This window comes from Rhizobium sp. 768_B6_N1_8, from assembly GCF_051811225.1.
Taxonomy (GTDB): Bacteria; Pseudomonadota; Alphaproteobacteria; order Rhizobiales; family Rhizobiaceae; genus Rhizobium.
Genome location: NZ_JBPWPV010000002.1, coordinates 25083 through 42858 on the forward strand (window position 1 = coordinate 25083; position 17776 = coordinate 42858).

Consider the following 17776-nt stretch of genomic DNA (forward strand, 5'->3'; position numbering starts at 1 on the left):
TTTTTCGAGATTGCCGTCAGGCCGGCACGATCAGAGCCGCCGGCTGGTCTCCAAGTAGCGTGGCAAGCGAGATCTTGTTTCCCGGCTCCAGCATCTTGCCGGTCAAGAGATCGGCCTTGAGACCGTGCATGGGCGAGGGCACTGATATTGCCGTATCTTCCCAGAACTCCGGTCCGGCAAAGAGCACGCCGGGATCGAGCCAGCCGAACATCAGTCGCGGCACGACCGTAATGGCGAAGTTCTCCTGATGCAGACGGGCAAAGGCGACGACGTGATCACTCCTGACACCATTGACGTCAACCGGAAGGTACTCGCCCTTTGTGAAAAGCCGGGCGCGCTCCATCCGCAGCCCCAGGCCGATCTGGATGATGCGCTGTTTCAATGCCGCGACCTGCAGCCGCGCGAGCGCACCCCCTTCGGCAAGCCAGCCGCTCAATGTCTCGAAATCCGGCCCGCGCCTGTTATCGGGATCGACGAAACTGAAATCGAATCCCTCTGCCCCCTGGTAGATGTCGGGAATGCCCGGCGCCGTCAGTTTGATCAGCGTCTGCGATAGGCTGTTGACGTAGCCAGCTTCGATGAAGGGCTGCAGGACGCGAGCGAAATCCTCGATGAATGCGTCGTTGTCGGTTGAGAAGAGCGCGGCCGTATAGGTGCGCACCGCCTCTTCATAGTCCCTGTTCGGCGCCGTCCAGTCGGTGCGCAGTTTGGCTTCGCGAATGGCCTTTTCCGCATAAGCGGTGAAGCGGTCGCGTAGCGCATCGGCATGATGGCGGTCGAAATCCTCGGGCCAGGCGCCGGCAAGCGCCTGGTAGAGCATCCATTCCAGATTGGGCTCGGGTGCTGCGCCATCCGTAAGCTCGGTGCGGTGGCTTTCATTCAGTCTTCGCCAGTGTTCGACGGCGTCGGCAAAGACGCCGGCGCCTTCGCTCACAGCATAAAGCCGCGCCCGCGCATCCTCGCCGCGCTTTGTGTCATGCGTCGATGTTGCCGAAAGACCTGAGGGCTGGGAGCGCCTGCGCGCTTGCATGAATTGGTGAAACGCTTCGATGCCGCCTGGCACATGATCCGGCTCGCCGCCGACCTCGTTTAACGCCAGCAACCGATTGTAGCGATAGAAGAGCGTATCCTCCATTGCCTTGGCCATGACGGGGCCGGAGAGTTGCTGGAAGCGGAGGCGGAATTCGCGAGCCGCCTCGTTGTCGATCGTGCCTTCGAGTATGGCCGCGATGCTCTGCAGTGGCTGCGCATAATCCAGATGTCCGGCGGCCACCATCTCGGCTTTTTTCAGGAGATCCGCGTCCCGCGTATCGAGCGGGCCATCGGTCCCATAGGTGCGGTAGACGGAAAAGGCGATCAGAAGCTCGCAGATCGCCCCGGTGATTTCCTCCATAGACAGTTCGGGAAAGAGGCCTGCTGCAATGCGTGCGAGGCGGGCCGTCTCGCCGGCGAAATTCTGTTCGACCATCAGCCGCTTGGCCGTCCGCCACCCGGCTTCAAAATCGCCATTGCCATCCGCCAGTCGGCGATAGGCTTCATCGAGCTTCTGCAAACCATTGCCGTCCACGAAAAGCCCACTTAAGGCTGTAATGAACTCGTAGCCGGTCGTTCCCTGCACCGGCCAGTCGGCGGGAAATTCCTCACCTGCGCCGAGAATCTTTTCGACGACGATATAGGTGTCCGCGCCGGCAGCTTCGCGCAGTCGGTTGAGATAGGCTCTCGGTTCCGCCAGCCCGTCGATATGGTCGATGCGCAGGCCCTGCACCTGGCCCTGACGCACGAGATCGAGAACCAGCCGGTGGCTCTCATCGAAGACCCTGGTATCCTCGACCCGCAGGCCGACCAGCCCCGTCACTTCGAAAAACCGCCGATAGCTCAGATGCTCCGAGGCCTCCTGCCAGCGCTGAAGCTGCCAGTGCTGTCTCCCGTGCAGCCGTGTCATAAAGGCATGGTCTTTCGAAAGCGCTGCAAGCTTTCCACTCAGGCTTTTGAGATCGCCGGCCTCGAAGATCATATCGCGCAGGCCACGATGCAGGTCACCGCCGTCGACAGAGGCCGTCAGTTCCGCCATCCCGGCGAGAACCGGATCATCCAGTTCCGCCGAGAGCAGAGGGTAGCTTTCCATGCTCAGCGGAAAGAGGGTTTCAAAATAACCGATCGCCAAATTGCCGTGCGCCTCGTCGATGGTGATCGTCAGTTCGCCGGCAGCAACGCTTTCATCGAAGCTCTTGCCGAGCTGGGGCAGGGTCAGCCGCTCGCGCCAGTCTATGTCGAAATAGTCTGCAAACGGGCTATGCCTGCCGAATTCCAGGACGCTCCGCCACCAGGCATTCTCCAGTGAAGCGGCCATATGGTTCGGAACGATGTCCAGGATCAGGCCCATGCCTGCTTCTGACAGCGTTTCCGTCAGGCGATCGAAGCCCGCCCTTCCTCCAAGTGCCGGATCGATCTCGCTGGCATCGGTCAGGTCGTAACCATGCGTCGATCCCTTGGTGGCCGTGAAGACCGGCGAGGCGTAGAGGTGGCTGATGCCGAGCGACCTCAGATAGGGTACGAGCCCGCATGCGTGATCGAATGTCATGCCGTTGCGGAACTGGACCCGGTAGGTCGCGGAGGGGAGCGTCATGGGGTCATTTTTGCCGTTTGGAGGAGACATCTTCCAACGGTTGTGAAGCGCTTTTGTTCCCGTCAGTCGACGAAGACGCCGACACTTGCTGCCCGGCCCACGGAATCAATTACCGTCAGCTTGGAATAACCGCCGCCATCAGGCATCCAGCTTTGCGTGCGCCGGCGGGAAAGATCGGGCAGCGGCTTGCCGTTGGCAAGCCAGCGGAAAGGCGCGCGGCCGCCCTGCAGTTTTAGCATCAGCGGCGAAAGATCGCCCGCCTTTGCCCCAAGATCGACATGGGCGCCCTCCGGCGGATAGACGATCTGGGGCGACGGCTCGCGGCCGGACGCGACGAGCAGCCCGTTGGCATTGACGGCAAATCGCCTCTGGCTGATCGGCAGCTCGGTCTGGGCTATGCGCACGGCCCCTGCCGGCGGGCGTGGCAGCGGCGTGGTGGCGATGCCGGACTTCGCAAGCGCCTCAAAGAGGATGGGTGCGGCCGTGCCATAACCCGTCAAACCGGGTACGGCACTGTTATCAGGCCGTCCGACCCACACACCGAGCACATAGCGTCCGTCATAACCGACCGACCAGGCGTCGCGATAGCCGTAGCTCGTGCCGGTCTTGTAGGCGATGCCGCGTTGGGGCGCGCCGGCCGGCGGTATGACGCCCGAGAGTATGTCGGCGACATTCCAGACCGCGACCGGCTCCAGCAGGGGCTCGCCATCGATCTTGCCCGGCGCATTCGTTACACCGTCACCGATCCTGACCGGCTGGCCGCGATTGGCAAGCGCTGTATAGAGCTGCACGAGATCCTTCAGCGTGATGCCGACGCCGCCAAGGCCAATCGCCAGACCCGGCGTCTCGTTTGGCGGCAAAATGGGGCGCACTTCGGCGCGGCGGAAACGCACCATAAGGCGAGACGGGCCGACCGCGTCGAGCAGCTTGACGGCCGGCACGTTGAGGGAGAGCTGCAGGGCCTCGCGCACGGTCACGTCGCCCTGGTAACTCATGTCGAAATTGCGCGGCCGGTAGCCGAAGAAATCGGCCGGCCGGTCCTCGATGATCGTCTCCTGGCTGACCAGTCCCTGCTCGAAGGCAAGGCCATAGATGAAGGGTTTGAGCGTAGAGCCGGGCGATCGGTTGATACGCGTCATGTCGATCCAGCCGGAGCGGCTGGCATCAAAATAATCAGCGGAACCCACCTCGCCGACGATCTCGCCGGTCTCGGCGTCCGCCATCACCATGGCGAGCGACAGTTTTGGTCCGAGCTTCATCGTCGCGGCACGCGCGACGGATTCGAGACCCGTCTGGACCTGTTTCTTCAGCGTCGTCTGATACTGGATCGCTTTCGGATCCTTGCGCAGGGCGGCTTCCGCGACATGGGCGGCAAGGGCTGGAAGCTGCAGCCTGCGGGCGGGAATGGCGACACCCTCGGCGCGCTCGGCCTCGCCATCGCCGACCACCTCGGCCACGGCGATACGGTCGAGCACCCGCTTGCGCGCCGCTTCCGCAGCTTTCAGGTTCCGGTCGGGGCGGCGCTTTTCGGGCAATTGCGGCAGCGCGACGAGCAGGGCGGCTTCGGCCACCGTCAGCCGCTTCGGCTCCTTGCCGAAATAGGCAAGGCTTGCGGCGCGCACGCCTTCCAGATTGCCGCCATAGGGCGCATGGGTGAGATAGAGATCGAGGATTTCACCCTTCGAAAGCCGCCGCTCGATCTGCACTGCGCGCATGATCTGCAGGAGTTTCGCCGAAAACGACCGGCTTTCGCGCGGCTCGATCAGCCTTGCCACCTGCATGGAGAGCGTCGAGGCGCCAGACACGATTCGGCCATTGCTGACGAATTGCAGTGACGCGCGCCCGAGCGCCCAGATATCGATGCCGGAATGCTCGTAGAAACGCTGATCCTCATAAGCGACCAGCATGCGGATGAACTGCGGATCGACGTCGGAAACGTCAGTCTTCAGCCGCCAGCGCCCCTCCGGCGTCGCAAAGGCGCGCAGCAATTGCCCGTCGACATCAAGCACTTCGGGCGAGACGGCCTCTGCTTGCTCCAGCGGCGGCGGATAAGCACGGTCGGCGGCATCGAGCGCGAAAAGACCTGCGCCGGCGATGATGATGCCGGCCGCTATCCCGATCGCAAACTTCTGCCACCGCCTCATTGTTGAGCCGCAACGACCTCCATCTTGCCGGTCGCCGTGCGGGCGGACATATCGGGACGGTACATGTCCTCGACCGTCGCTGCCGGATGATCGTAGGCGCCAGGTGTTACGGCGCGAACGACATAGGCGACGTTGAAGTCACGCGCTGAACTTTCGTCGCGGTTGAAGGCGGCGACGAAGCGGTCGTAGCGGAATTCCGTATGGGCGGCGGACATTTCGCCAACCCAGTCGAAATTCGTCATCTGGGCGCTGTCGACAAGGCTCGGATTGTCGATCTCGAAGCCGGCCGGCAGGAGATCGGTGATGACGATGCGCGAGGCCCAGTCGTTCTGCTCGGTCACATGCAGCACCACGACGTAACGCTCGTTCTGCTGCGCCTCGCTGACATTCGCCTCCTCGCCATCGAGCGTGTAATAGGTCCGCTCGATGGTAAAGCCGTTGCCGCCGGCCGGCAGCGGCTTGACGGGGGCGGCGACCGTGGTGACGACGGCCGAGACCGTGTCGCTCGTCGCGCTCGTCAATGTCAGCGGATGGTCGATCAGCGCATCGCCGGTCATCTTTGCCATATAGGCGCCGGTCCGCTCAGCGCCGTTGACGTTGACCTTCAGATCGTCGTCGCCGTTCTGCAGGGCACGCGCCGCCAGAAGCATCCAGGCCTGTTCCTGGGTGCTTGTATATTTGCTGCGATCCCATTCCCGCGCGACCGCCTTGGCGAGTTCCGGAATGACGGGCGGGACCGGACGGCTTTCGGCGGCAAGCGCCAGGATCGCCGCGCCGTCGCGCAGCACCGACCCATAATCGGTGCGCGAGAAGTTCACGCGGGTCACCATCGACTGTTTCGACATTTGCAGCGCATCGACGAAAATGTTCTTCGAGCGCGTTGCATCGCCATAGAGCGCCAACGCCGCAGCGATATGGGCCTTGGCAAGCGGCGTCGGGAAGTCGTTGATCATCGTGTCGGCATAGTAACGCAGGTCGCTGACGGCCGCCTTCTTGTTGCGGGCAAGCACGTAGAGGGCGTAGGCGATCTCATCACCCTTGCCTTTCACATCCGTCGTATACGAGAGTGAGTTCTGCAGGTTTTCCAGCGCCTGCACCAGAGCGCGATCCGGCACGTCGTACTTCTGCTCGCGCGCCCGCGTCAGGAAATCCGTGACATAGGAGTCGAGCCAGAGGTCGCCGGAATCCGGTCCCCACAGACCGAAGCTTCCCGCATAGGCCTGGTAGGACAGCACGCGGTATATCGCATCCTGCACGCGCTTGTGGATGTCGTCATCCGTCTCATCCATACCGGCCTGCTTGGCGACCTCGGCCAGATAGAGCAGCGGCAGCGCGCGGCTCGTCGTCTGTTCGGCGCAGCCGAACGGATAGCGGTCGAGTGTCATCAGCAGTGCGGGAATGTCGAAGGCGGCCGAGCGGGTGACGTTGACGCTGACCGAGGCACCCGGAAGCACGCTGTCCGCAAGTAGGTTCTTGTCGATGGTCAGGCTCTTGCCGGGTGCAAGCGCAATGACGCGCCGTTCGGTGATCGGCAGCGAGGAGGGCCGTACCGGTACATCGACCACCTGATCGAGCGAAAGCCCCTGATCATTCGACAGGTTGATTGCCACACTGCCATCGCCCGGCTCGCCGCCGACAAGCGTCAGCGTCAGGTCGGATTTGGCGCCGGCCTCAAGCTTCAGCGTTTGCTCGGCAGGTCCGTCGATGCTGAGCGCGCTGTTGCCGGTGAGCGTCAGCTTGTAGTCGCCGGTCGGCGCATCGGTATTGGCGATGTCGAGCCGCAGATTGGCCTTGTCCCCAGGCGCCAGGAATTTCGGCAGGCTTGCGGTGACGACGACAGGATCGCGGATGATGACGTCCTTGGCGCTATGGCCAATGCCGGTTTTCGTCCAGGCGAGGGCCATCACGCGGGCGGTCCCGTTGAACTGCGGGATGTCGAAGCTGACTTTCGCCTTGCCTTCGGCATCGAGCTTTACCGGACCGGAGAAGAAGGCAACAAGCTTTTGCGTCGGCGGGCTCGCCTGCAGCGCGATCGCGCCGCCATCGCCACCGGTGCGCAGCTTGCCGGTCGCGCCCAGCGAACCATCGATCAGCCGTCCGTAAAGGTCGCGGATTTCGAGGCCGAGCTGGCGCTGGCCGAGATACCAGTCCTCAGGGTTCGGCGGCTCGTAGCGGGTCAGGTTCAGGATGCCGACATCGACGGCAGCAACCGTAATATAGGCTTCCTCATTCGCGCCGGCGCCTGTGACCTGCAGGCCGATATCAAGCGGTCCGCGCGGCAGCATCTTCTCAGGCGTATCGATCTTGACCTGTAGCGCACGCTCAGCGGGATCGACCTTCAGCCATTTGATGCCGATCGAGCGGGCCGGCATATGGGTGTCGAGCGAATCGCCCGGCCGGAAGAGGGTGGCAGTCACATAGGCGCCGGCACCCCAGTCGGCAGTGACCGGAATATCGACCTCGCCGCCGGTTTCGCCCATGGTGGCGTTCTCGACGGCAATCAGCTTTTCCGTGCCAGCCATGATCATCAGCTCGCCGCCATAACGCGACGTGACCTTTAGCTTGGCTGTCTCGCCGACATGATAGCTGTCCTTGTCGAGAGCGATTTCCAGGCCGTCAGGCGTTTCCGTCGAAGTCGAGGCGACGAACCAGCCGGCATCGAACTCGACGCTGGAGGTCGGACCGTCGGCGTCAGGGCTTTCGACCTCGAGCCGGTAACGGCCCCAGTTGACCGGTGCCTGGATCTTGCCGCCATTTTCAGCCGTTGAATCCACCGAGCCTGAGGCGACCTCTTCGGGTGTATAGGTGGGTTCATATTTCCAGGCTGTGCCTTCGCGATACCACTGGTAATCGCGGCGCAGCTTGTAAAACTTCCAGCGCAGGCCCTTCATCTCCTGCTTCTGGCCCTGAGTATCGAGGCCGATCACCGTGAAATTCGCGAGCGCGTTCTCCGGCAGGTCGCCGTCGAATTCAGGCTTGATGCCGATTGCGGTCGCGTCGGTCTTGACCGGGATCTCCAGAGAGCGCTCGATGGCTCGGCCGCCCGGCTCCTGCATGCGCAGATAGACGGTGGCATTCAAGAGCTGGGTCGTGGCCGGCAGTTCGCCGATCGTCAGATCCGTCGAGGCTTCGCCATTCTCGTCGAGTGCCGGCAGGCCGTCGATCGGCTGGCGCGAATCCTCGCTCGCCTCTTCGTCGGCAAGGCCGAACTGATAGCCGGGATAGGCGGCATTCTCGCGCGTCGGCTTGACAACGACGTCGCCCTCAATCGTCAGGCCCGCCGCTGGCGCGCCATAGAGATATTTGCCGGAAATATTGATCGTCGCGGCCGTATCCGTGCCGATCTCCTTGGAGTCGGTCTTGATCTCCATGTCAGTGCGGTCAGGCACGAAATCGTCGACGAGGAAGGTCTTGGTGGCGATCGCCGAGCCCTTCGGGTCGGTATAGACGTTCATCGTCCAGGTGCCGCGCATGGCGTTTTCCTGCGTTTGCAGGTCCACCACATAGCCACCGAGATTGCTCGTCTGGCTGACGATGCGTCGGTCTTCCACACCGTCCGGCCGTGAGAAGATGAAGGTCAGCGGCAGGTTTTCGATCGCCTTGCCGTCCGTATCGCGGGCAAGGGCTGCGGCATGGACGATTTCGCCGGCGCGGTAGATGCCGCGTTCGGTCCAAGGCAGCACGTCGATGGCGCCCGGCGCGGCGCGTCCGGTCACGCCACGGTCGGAAAGATCGAAGCCGGCGCGCGTCATGTCGAGAAAGACATAGTCGGACGTGCCGTTTTTGGCGCTGATGACCGCCGGCGTGAGTGCTGCGGTGCCGCGCATCAGACCGGCCGTGAAGGTGGCCCGGCCGTTCGCGTCGGTCGTGGCGGTTCCGAGCACTTCATTGTTCTTGGCAAGAAGCTGCAATTCGACGCCGGCCATCGGCTTGGCAGATGCGAGCGAGCGGGCAAAGACGTTCAGCCCGTCAGTGCCGGCATAGGTGGTGATGCCGATATCGGAGACGAGGAACCATTGTGTGGCCTGCGAATCCCAGTCCTGCGCGGGGCCGGTCGATGGGGTTGCGACCATCACATAGATGCCGGGCTTGCGCTCGGGCAGCGCCTCGTCGACCGGGAAGCTGGTGACGACATCCTTGTTGAGTTCGTTGGCGATCTCGATCGATCCCTGCCAGACGAGCTCGCCGCTCTGGTCCTGGATATTCTGGGCGCTGTAGCCGTCGAGCTGCGTCAGGAACTGCGAGCCGGTCAGGAGCGGTGCGATGCCGCGATCGCCGATCCGGTAGAGCTTCAGATTGGCAGAGGCCATGTTGACGGAGACGATCGGGATGCCCCGGCGCGCCGTCGACGGCAACACGAAGCTGTCGCCGGTGAAACGCACCATCTGGCTGCGGTCCTTGATATAGACGTCGATCGTGACGGGGGCTTCCAGAACCTCGTCGACCGAGGAGGGCAGGCCGGTGCGGAAGCCGATCTTGTAGGTCTCGCCGTGGGTGAGGCCCTCGACGCAGATCTGCTTGTCTTTGGCTTCCATCGCCTTGGGCGCAGCACCGTTCAGCGTCACGAAGGGCGCATAGTCGACCGTCTTGACCAGCGCCTCGGAGAAGGTGACGCAGGCGCGCGGCGTGGCGCTATCGGCATCGACCGTATGTTCAGTGATGCGGAAGCCCTGCGTCTGCTTGAGCTGCAGGTAGTCCGCTTGCACATCCTTGGCGCTGACGAGCGCAAGGCTTGCCTTGTAGCTATTCAACGCATCGCGATAGTTGGCATTCTTTTCTAATGCCTTGGCAAGCACCGCAAGCGCATCGGCGCGCTTATTGGTGGTGCGCGTCAGCTGGTAGCCGTTCAGCGCGTCGATCACCGCCTGACCGAAGACGCCGCTGTCAGGCGCACCGAGCGAGGTGGCGGCACGCGCCGTCTCGATCCAGAGGTCGCCATCATCAGGCGTGATCGACAGGGCACCATGGAAAGCCTTCAGCGCATCGGAAAGATTGCCGCCGGTGAGATCCAGGCGCGCGCTTGCCGTCAGGCTGTCGACGCCCTGGCCCTGCTGGTCGTCGGCAAGCGTCAGATCGTTGCGGAAATTGCGGGCCTGCTGGACAAGATCGTCCGAGAGGAAGGGCAGGCGAGGGGCAGCGCCAATATCCGGCTCTTTCGGCACGCTCGCAGCCGTCGTTTCGACGATCCGGCCGGCAATCGCGCCGGGGGCGGCATTCATCGTCTTGAAGTCGGACTTCAGGAAGCACCACTTCACCTTGGGATTATAGGTGAAAGCCTTGCAGCTCTTGTCGCCGACGCAGGCCGCCTTGCACTGATCGAGCGAGAGATTCTGCTCGGTGCGCAGGTCGAAGCCGAAATAATCAGCGTCCTTGACGGTGACGATGTCGCGCTTGGCGTCGGCGGCAAAAGCCGACTGGCCTGCAAAAATCATAGATGCGACGATGACGGAAAAAGCGAAGAACGAGCGCACAGACATTGGTTCCCCCCGGATGCTGGCTCTGAGCCGGCCGGCACTGTCCCCACTCGCCAGGGAATTGTCAACTCACCTTGCCGCCTGTTCCGGTTTCGCACATTCGCTTTCGTCCAATTGTCACATCGGTGTGAGTGAACAGCTTGTGATTTGCGGCTTTTTCGCCGATCGGCGAGGATTTAGCCATATAGTTCCCGGAGGTAGCCCCCATGCCCATATCCACGTCAGGCAAGGTCCTTGCCGCGCTTTTCGCAACCGCAGCCCTTTCGCTCGGCCTTGGTTCCGTCGCCACCAAAGCGGCGGAAGATGCCGTCGTCATTCCAGCCCCTGCCATCGACGAGGCGGGTAAGTCCGGCACGGAGACGGCCGTCTTCGCCGGCGGCTGTTTCTGGGGTGTCCAGGGCGTCTTCCAGCATGTGAAGGGGGTCAAAAGCGCCATTTCCGGCTATGCTGGTGGTGAAGCCGCAACCGCCCAATACGAAACGGTCAGCTCCGGTGCGACGGGCCATGCCGAATCCGTCAAGGTGACCTTTGATCCGAGACAGGTCAGCTACGGCAAGCTCTTGCAGGTCTTCTTCTCTGTCGCGCACAACCCGACGCAGCTCAATTTCCAGGGACCGGACGAAGGCACCCAATACCGCTCGGCACTTTTCATCTCCGACCAGCGACAGCGCAAGGTCGCCGAAGCCTATATCGCCCAGCTCGACAAGGCGCATGTCTTCAAACAGCCGATCGTCACCAAGGTCACCGACTATACCGGCTTCTACCCGGCCGAGCAGTACCACCAGGATTTCCTGACGCTGAACCCGACCTACCCCTATATCGTCTATAACGACCTGCCGAAGATCGAAAACCTGAAGCAGATCTTCCCGGCTGACTACAGCAAGGATCCGGTTCTGGTGCTGAAGGCCAAGGGCTGAGAATCCTGCAAAATCAGAATTTCAGAAGGCGGCTAGAGTCGCCGCCTTTTACGAACTGCAAAAAATGTAAGAATTTATCAATATTAACAAAAGTTTAATCGAGAAATACTGCGTTTCATGCCGGAACATATCGTCGCATCGCCCGTTTAAGCTGCGAGCCTCGTCGAAGCGATCTGTCTTCAACGAAGCGGAGTCTCCTAAAGTAAAGCGTAAAGGGGATCTGTCATGGCCACGAATGTCATGCGTAGCTGGCAACGGGAACATCTCATGGAACAGCGAGTGCTAATTGTCGAAGACGAATTGCTGATCGCCCTCGATCTCGAAATGACGATCGAGAACATGGGCGTGCATGTCGCAGGTCTCGCATCGGATCGCGAGGGGGCCCTCAGGCTTGCGCCGCTCGCAGACATCGCCTTCGTCGATGTCAATCTCTCAGACGGCGCGACCGGCCCTGAGATCGGCCGGCAGCTCGCGGAAGACCACGGCATTTCCGTCGTCTTCATGACTGCTAATCCCGAAGTAGTTGCAGACGGCGTGCGCGGCGCGCTCGGCGTGGTGCAAAAACCGGTCATGCCACGGGTGGTCGAACAGCTCCTAAAATACGTGGCAGCCCGCCGGGCCGGGATGCTGGCTGTGGTGCCACAGCAGATGATGGTGTTTGCTTAGTGCCCGTGGACGTCTCGGAAAGGCCTTGGGTTCCAGATCGAGCAAATGAACTTGGGCTTTCCACTTGGTGGCACTGAACGAATGTAGTTGCAAATCCCTTTCGGGTCGCACTGTTCAACCGACGAACGGAGCGACTGAAAGCTCCGCCTCCAAACCTCTTCCGATGCCAAGAGAGCCAACCATTCCGAACAGCTTTATAGCGGGTCTTTGATTGGTCGGGGTGCTTTACATCCGTTGCTGGGGAGCTAGTAGGGCTTCGGACCGTTCACGAAGGATCGGACCTCCGCCAATCCATCATTTGTTGACCTAAAACCAAGCGGGGCCGCTTGCTACATCTCAAGAGAGAACGCATGTTACGTTTCTATATCTTCTTTTTTAGGTCGCTGCATGAGTGAAAAGCCTACACGCCACTACACACCTGAGAACATTGTAATCACCATAGGCGCGGCATTAATTATCGTCGCTCTCGGGCTACGGATCGGAAGTAGCGTTGAAGTATGGTCGTTGATGACACTATCATTCGTCTGCATTGCCGTTATCGGCGGGTGTCTTATAACCGCCGGTCTTCTTGATAAACACCAAGGATCGAAAAACCGAATGCGGTCTGAATTTTCACTGGACAATAACGTTGTTTCCCCCGCAGATGGACTTGAATACCTGTCAATCGTTCCCTTGACGAACGCGCGTGACCCTTCATTATCGGATCAAGCTGCTGAGACACCCGAGTCGTGCCAACGAGGTCGAATGTTGGCGACCTTGAAGAAACCCTAGATCGCTTCGAAATGGATCGATGGGCCTATCGGGTTCGTAGTAAGACAATCTCGATCAGCCGATTGCGCAAGAAGGATCAACTATTCTTTATGGTAGCGAGCGAAGAGCTGATTGCCACGCCCCCCCGCCTCAAGCCCGTCCTTGTCATCCTATGGCTGCTGCTGATTTCGGCGCCCATTCTGGAAAGCGATAGCTATCGCTATGCGGCGCTGTTGCTGATCGGGACGACCTTTGTTTGGTTCAAGCCGAATTTTAGTCTGCTGAAGCGAGACTGGCTGGCCAATGCCTGCCTTGCCTGGGGAGCCTACGCGCTGCTGCGCTTCCTCTTCGGCCTGATTGTCGACGGCGAGAAGGGCGCGTCCGACTGGCTCTACGCCTTTCCGCTGTTTTTCCCCGCTGTCGGCATCGCGCTTTATTCCAGCCGGAAACATGTCGAAACGGTCTTTGCGATCTATTTCCCAATCGCCCTTGCCGCCCTGCTGATCTCCACCGACTACCGGCTGATCCTGGAAGGTAACGCACGTATTTCGCCGCTCTTCCATCACAACCTGATCCATGGCGCGATTGGCTGCGGCTTCCTGATGATCGGCGCCTTCTATTGGCTGTTGCACGCCTGGGAGACCGGCAAGCTCGCGCGCCGTTCCGGCAACTGGATAGCCGCCGTCGCCGTATCTGTCATCGCACTCTGCCTTTTCAATATTTATGGCTCCAAGGCGAAAGGCGTCTGGCTGAGCCTCGTTCTCGTCGGGCCGCTCATGCTGGCCTCGCTGCTGCTTTACGCAAACAGACGCCGCGCCGCGTTGGTAGGAGCTGCGGTCGTCGCTGTCATCGCAGCAGCGCTTTTTGTCGGCGGCGATGATATCTGGAGATTTGCCGGCCCGACCTATGAGGCAACCGCGCGGATCGAGACGGCGATTTCCATGCAGGGTGGTGTATGGAACGCTGTTGCCGCCGCAATCGCCTCGGAGGATACGCCGAATGCCATGAGCGAGCGCCTGCAGTTGTGGGCGAATTCCTGGGAAGTCTTTTCCCAGGCGCCCGCCTTTGGTGCGGGCAACCACTGGCTTACGCTCTGGCAATCGACCACCTATTCCAAAGTTCCCTATACGCTGCTTCACAATGGCTATTTCGAAATGCTTGTCCGCCATGGGTTGTTCGGCATGATCGTCTTCGCCATTCTGGCGGTCGCCATGTACAGGCGGGTACTATTTGCACAGCGTAAGAAGCTGATCAGCCTCAGCACGCTTCTGGCCTACAGCATGGTGACGCTGTTCTTTCTCGGAACGATCCTGTCGAACTCCAACAACCGGCTGGCTATCGGCGAATCGTTTTTCTTCGTCTTCTCAGCCGTGGCGTTCGCCTGCGGGATCATGTTGAGGAAGGGAAGGTCACTACATAGTTCGAGCACACGAAATCGCCCGAACTGATCCGTGGGTCAGTCGCGTGGATTTCACGACATATTTTCCTTGTACAAAATGCGCTGGGCCGGTCGAGGCTCTGATTGCAGGTGTTGGCGTAGGGCCTGTGATCAGATAGAGGGGCGTCAGCAGGAGCTATGCTACCTAAAATGCCGGGGCTCCCCAGCACGTCCCGGCCGATATCGAAAGCGCGAATGAGAGTCCTTCATTTCTTCAAGACGTATTGGCCGGATACGTTCGGCGGCGTTGAACGCACTATCCATGCGATTGCGAAAGGTACGCAAAAGTACGGTGTTGAGAGTGATGTCCTGTCGCTGAGTCAGACACCGCAGGCGAACACAAAGCTATTTGATGGCCACATGGCGTATAAGGCCAAGCTTGATTTTGAGTTCGCTTCCACAGGTTTTTCGAGAGCCGTTTTCCGGCGTTTTCAGGAGCTGAGCGCAACGGCCGACGTCGTTCATTTTCATTTTCCCTGGCCACTTATGGATGTAGTGCACCTGCTGTCGCATCATCACAAACCGACACTCGTCACGTACCACTCCGATATCGTGAAGCAGAGGTCACTTCTGCGACTCTATAGGCCCCTAATGAATAGCTTCCTTGGAAGCGTTGACCGCATTGTCGCGACCTCGCCGAATTATCTGGATACGAGTAAGGTTCTTCGAAAATTCAAGTCGAAGACGTCTGTTATTCCTTTGGGGTTGGCTGAGGCGGACTATCCAGATGTCGATGGCGCGGTTAGGGCCTATTGGAAGGCGACGCTGCCTCCGCGGTTTTTCCTTTTTGTCGGGGTCCTGCGCTATTACAAGGGGGTTCATTTCCTGCTTGAAGCCGCGGCCAAGACAGGTCTTGACGTGGTAATTGTCGGCGAGGGACCGCTGAGACGAAATCTGGAAAAACAGATAGTGCGGCGAAACATCACCAGCGTCCGATTTCTAGGAGCTCTCCCGGATGTTGACAAGCGCGCGATCTTCGATCTCAGCCTCGGTCTAGTGTTTCCGTCACATCTGCGCTCCGAGGCGTTCGGACTGTCTCTCGTCGAAGCCTCCATGTTTGGCAAGCCGATGATATCCTGCGAAATCGGTACGGGAACGAGTTTCGTTAACCTGGATGGGAATACTGGCTTGGTTGTCCCGCCAGGCGACGTTGATTCCCTCGCCAGCGCTATGGTGAGACTCTGGGAGGACGAGCGATTGGCTCTGTCGTTCGGTGTGAATGCCAAGCGTCGATACAATGAGCATTTTAGAGCTGAACAGATGGCTGTAGCCTATCTGGAATTATATCGTGAGTTGGTTGAGCCTACAGAGCGCATATAGGCGTATTTGAACTCTACCGGTAAGTTTGTTGGATCTCCGACTTACATAAGTATTTGCATAGCTCGGGAAGGCCGCACAATTCGCTTGCAAATGCACGGAGCCTCAACTATTCGGCTCACTTGCATTGAGCTTAGGTCTGGCGGTCGTAGCGACGAACACATAGGGTTTGACCGTCAAACGGTCCTTTAAGGCACGCCATATATCCGAATAAGTCGAGGCCAATCTTGAGTATTAGCTCAATTGAGTCGTATGCGAAAAACAACAGGACGCCGGTAGCAGTATTCGCTTATAACCGACCGGAGCATACGGAGCGTGCGCTGCTCGCTCTTTCGCGATCACGACGTCTTCAGGACTGCGATTTCTATTTTTTCTCCGATGCAGCCAAGACCGAAAGCGCGCGCGCGAAGGTCGCTGAAACACGTGAAATTTTGCGCCGCTGGGCACAGACGCTGAACGCGACGGTGGTTGAGCGAGAGGCGAACATCGGACTTGCGCGTTCGATTTCAGCCGGTGTCAGTGAACTGTGCTCGCGCTACGGGCGGGCAGTCGTTGTCGAGGATGATTTAGTTGTAAGCCCTGATTTTTTGCACTTTATGATCGAATCGCTTGATCGTTATGAAAACGAGCCTGGCGTCGTTCAGGTGGGCGGTTTCACGATTAGTCCGCCGGAAGATCCGGTTGAGGACGCCTTCCTTTTGCCAGTAACAACGACGTGGGGTTGGGCAACGTGGCAGCGAGCTTGGAAGGATTTCAATCTCGATGTTCCCGATCTGGAAGCTGCGCGCCGAGATGGTGAGTGGATGCGCCTCTTCAACTTCGACGGCAGTTCCGCTTATACGGCGATGCTAGAAGATCGGATTTCCGGACGTAATGACTCCTGGGGTATACTCTGGTGGTTTGCCGTGTCGCGCAAACGGGGGCTTGCCGTCTATCCTTCGAAAAGCCTGGTATGGAATGGTGGCTTTGACGGATCCGGCGTGCACTGTGGCGTCGACGATTTCCTCAATCAGGGCGATGCCACACTTTACGCCGGCTCCGCTCTGCCGGAGCGCCTCTTCTTTCCTGCGCAAACGGCCTTCGAGGAGAGCCACTTCACGCAACTGAAGGATTTTTTCAGAAAAACACAGGCCCCGGCGGCGTCGTTGGATGTGCCGGCAGCCGGAGTGATTGCGTACCTGAAGACGTTTGCCCGCAGGGCACATAGGAAACTCATCAATGCGTTTTCGTGATAAACTCAAGCGAAGAGCATTCGGCTGGCTGTCGCGTGAACTTGAGCGCGAGCGTAGGCGCGCTCATGGCGCTGAAGCCTGCTTATTAGGTGAGGGATCTTCGTTAACGCCAGAAGCCGAAGTCAATAATTTTTCGGGTGGCCCGGAGACGATAACCGTTGGATCCAATTCCTTTGTCCGCGGCAGATTGGTAACTTACGGCCATGGTGGCCGCATTTCCATTGGTGATTGGTGTTACGTGGGTCACAGAACCGAAATCTGGTCTATGGAGTCAATCAAGATTGGCAATCGCGTTTTGATTGCGCACGACGTGAATATCCATGACGGGACCGCGCACTCAACCAATATGGCAGAACGTCACAATCACTTTCGAGATATAATTACACGCGGCCACCCGAAAGAGCATTCGCAGCTACCTGGAATTGTTTCGCAGGAAATTGTGATCGAGGATGATGTTTGGATCAGTTTCGGCGTTACGATATTACGGGGTGTTCGGATTGGCAGAGGCAGTGTCATTGCTGCTAAAGCGATTGTCACCAAAGACGTTCCACCAGGAGTTGTATATAGATGCGAAGTATCGCCCGTAATCTCGCCGCTAAAGCACTACGACCAATAATTAATTTTGTGCGGGAAAGCCAATCGCGCGACGCCAGTACCAATCCGTCCAATGCAACGAGTGATGGCACCATACTCCTCGGTTATGTGTTGGATATACGATCCGGCAAAACGGAAGGGCGAGTCAAAATCGGATCTAACTCAGTCCTGAGTTGCAGGGTGGTCTTAGAGAACGCGCAAGGCCATGTCGCGATTGGCAATGATACGTTTATTGGTGGATCAATGCTCATTTGCGCGACAGCCATCGAAGTTGGGAACAATGTGCTGATCTCTTGGGGTTGTACGATCGTCGATCATGACTCCCATTCCCTTGATTGGAGGGAGAGATCAAAAGATGTCGCAGACTGGCGAGCGGGACTAGCGTCCGGCGGTCTGACTCAAGCGGCACAGCTGAAAAATTGGGATATTGTCGAAAAGCGTCCTATCGTCATTCGCGACAAGGCTTGGCTTGGTATGAATGTGACTGTGCTTAAAGGTGTAACGATAGGTGAGGGCGCAGTTGTTGCCGCCGGGTCGGTTGTTACAAAGGATGTCCCCGACTGGACCCTTGTCGCCGGAAATCCTGCCCGACAGATCAGGGAGCTGGAGAGAAGCTAA

The 17776-nt window shown here is 59.3% G+C and carries 10 protein-coding genes; 7 read left to right on the top strand and 3 right to left on the bottom strand.

The features are described from left to right. Window positions 1–16: 16 nt before the first annotated feature. From treY to AB8B33_RS24445, 3 genes are all read right to left on the bottom strand, one after another. Window positions 17–2626, bottom strand: coding sequence for a malto-oligosyltrehalose synthase (treY, locus tag AB8B33_RS24435; protein ID WP_439017324.1), 2610 nt, complete (start codon window positions 2624–2626; stop codon window positions 17–19). A gap of 62 nt (window positions 2627–2688) precedes the next feature. Further along, a complete protein-coding gene (pbpC, locus tag AB8B33_RS24440) occupies window positions 2689–4770 on the bottom strand; it encodes a penicillin-binding protein 1C (RefSeq protein WP_439017325.1) in 2082 nt (693 codons plus the stop codon). Next, a complete protein-coding gene (locus AB8B33_RS24445) occupies window positions 4767–10247 on the bottom strand; it encodes an MG2 domain-containing protein (protein ID WP_439017326.1) in 5481 nt (1826 codons plus the stop codon). The genes pbpC and AB8B33_RS24445 overlap by 4 nt, the downstream gene beginning before the upstream one ends. Window positions 10248–10450: 203 nt before the next feature. Here AB8B33_RS24445 and msrA point away from each other — a divergent pair, with 203 nt between their 5' ends. From msrA to AB8B33_RS24480, 7 genes are all read left to right on the top strand, one after another. Continuing rightward, window positions 10451–11161 carry a peptide-methionine (S)-S-oxide reductase MsrA gene (gene msrA / locus AB8B33_RS24450; protein ID WP_439017328.1) on the top strand — a complete coding sequence of 237 codons (711 nt, stop codon included), beginning with the start codon at window positions 10451–10453 and terminating at the stop codon, window positions 11159–11161. A gap of 225 nt (window positions 11162–11386) precedes the next feature. Next, window positions 11387–11827: a response regulator gene (locus tag AB8B33_RS24455; RefSeq protein ID WP_439017329.1), complete on the top strand. Its 441-nt coding sequence runs from the start codon at window positions 11387–11389 to the stop codon at window positions 11825–11827. A gap of 860 nt (window positions 11828–12687) precedes the next feature. Beyond that, a complete protein-coding gene (locus AB8B33_RS24460) occupies window positions 12688–14025 on the top strand; it encodes an O-antigen ligase family protein (protein ID WP_439017330.1) in 1338 nt (445 codons plus the stop codon). Window positions 14026–14210: 185 nt separating this feature from the next. Continuing rightward, window positions 14211–15335, top strand: coding sequence for a glycosyltransferase family 4 protein (locus tag AB8B33_RS24465; protein ID WP_439017331.1), 1125 nt, complete (start codon window positions 14211–14213; stop codon window positions 15333–15335). 224 nt (window positions 15336–15559) lie between these two features. Further along, a complete protein-coding gene (locus AB8B33_RS24470) occupies window positions 15560–16564 on the top strand; it encodes a glycosyltransferase family 2 protein (RefSeq protein WP_439017332.1) in 1005 nt (334 codons plus the stop codon). After that, a complete protein-coding gene (locus AB8B33_RS24475; protein WP_439017333.1) occupies window positions 16551–17180 on the top strand; it encodes an acyltransferase in 630 nt (209 codons plus the stop codon). The genes AB8B33_RS24470 and AB8B33_RS24475 overlap by 14 nt, the downstream gene beginning before the upstream one ends. Next, on the top strand, window positions 17132–17776 hold the full coding sequence (locus tag AB8B33_RS24480; RefSeq protein WP_439017334.1) for an acyltransferase: 645 nt from the start codon (window positions 17132–17134) through the stop codon (window positions 17774–17776). The genes AB8B33_RS24475 and AB8B33_RS24480 overlap by 49 nt, the downstream gene beginning before the upstream one ends.

What these genes read in the sequence shown, in the direction of transcription:
- AB8B33_RS24465 (WP_439017331.1), top strand. Translation starts at nt 14,211, where the DNA reads ATGAGAGTCCTTCATTTCTTCAAGACGTATTGGCCGGATACGTTCGGC.
- AB8B33_RS24475 (WP_439017333.1), top strand. Translation starts at nt 16,551, where the DNA reads ATGCGTTTTCGTGATAAACTCAAGCGAAGAGCATTCGGCTGGCTGTCG.
- AB8B33_RS24460 (WP_439017330.1), top strand. Translation starts at nt 12,688, where the DNA reads ATGGTAGCGAGCGAAGAGCTGATTGCCACGCCCCCCCGCCTCAAGCCC.
- AB8B33_RS24455 (WP_439017329.1), top strand. Translation starts at nt 11,387, where the DNA reads ATGGCCACGAATGTCATGCGTAGCTGGCAACGGGAACATCTCATGGAA.
- AB8B33_RS24445 (WP_439017326.1), bottom strand. Translation starts at nt 10,247, where the DNA reads ATGTCTGTGCGCTCGTTCTTCGCTTTTTCCGTCATCGTCGCATCTATG.
- AB8B33_RS24480 (WP_439017334.1), top strand. Translation starts at nt 17,132, where the DNA reads ATGCGAAGTATCGCCCGTAATCTCGCCGCTAAAGCACTACGACCAATA.
- pbpC (WP_439017325.1), bottom strand. Translation starts at nt 4,770, where the DNA reads ATGAGGCGGTGGCAGAAGTTTGCGATCGGGATAGCGGCCGGCATCATC.
- treY (WP_439017324.1), bottom strand. Translation starts at nt 2,626, where the DNA reads ATGACGCTCCCCTCCGCGACCTACCGGGTCCAGTTCCGCAACGGCATG.
- msrA (WP_439017328.1), top strand. Translation starts at nt 10,451, where the DNA reads ATGCCCATATCCACGTCAGGCAAGGTCCTTGCCGCGCTTTTCGCAACC.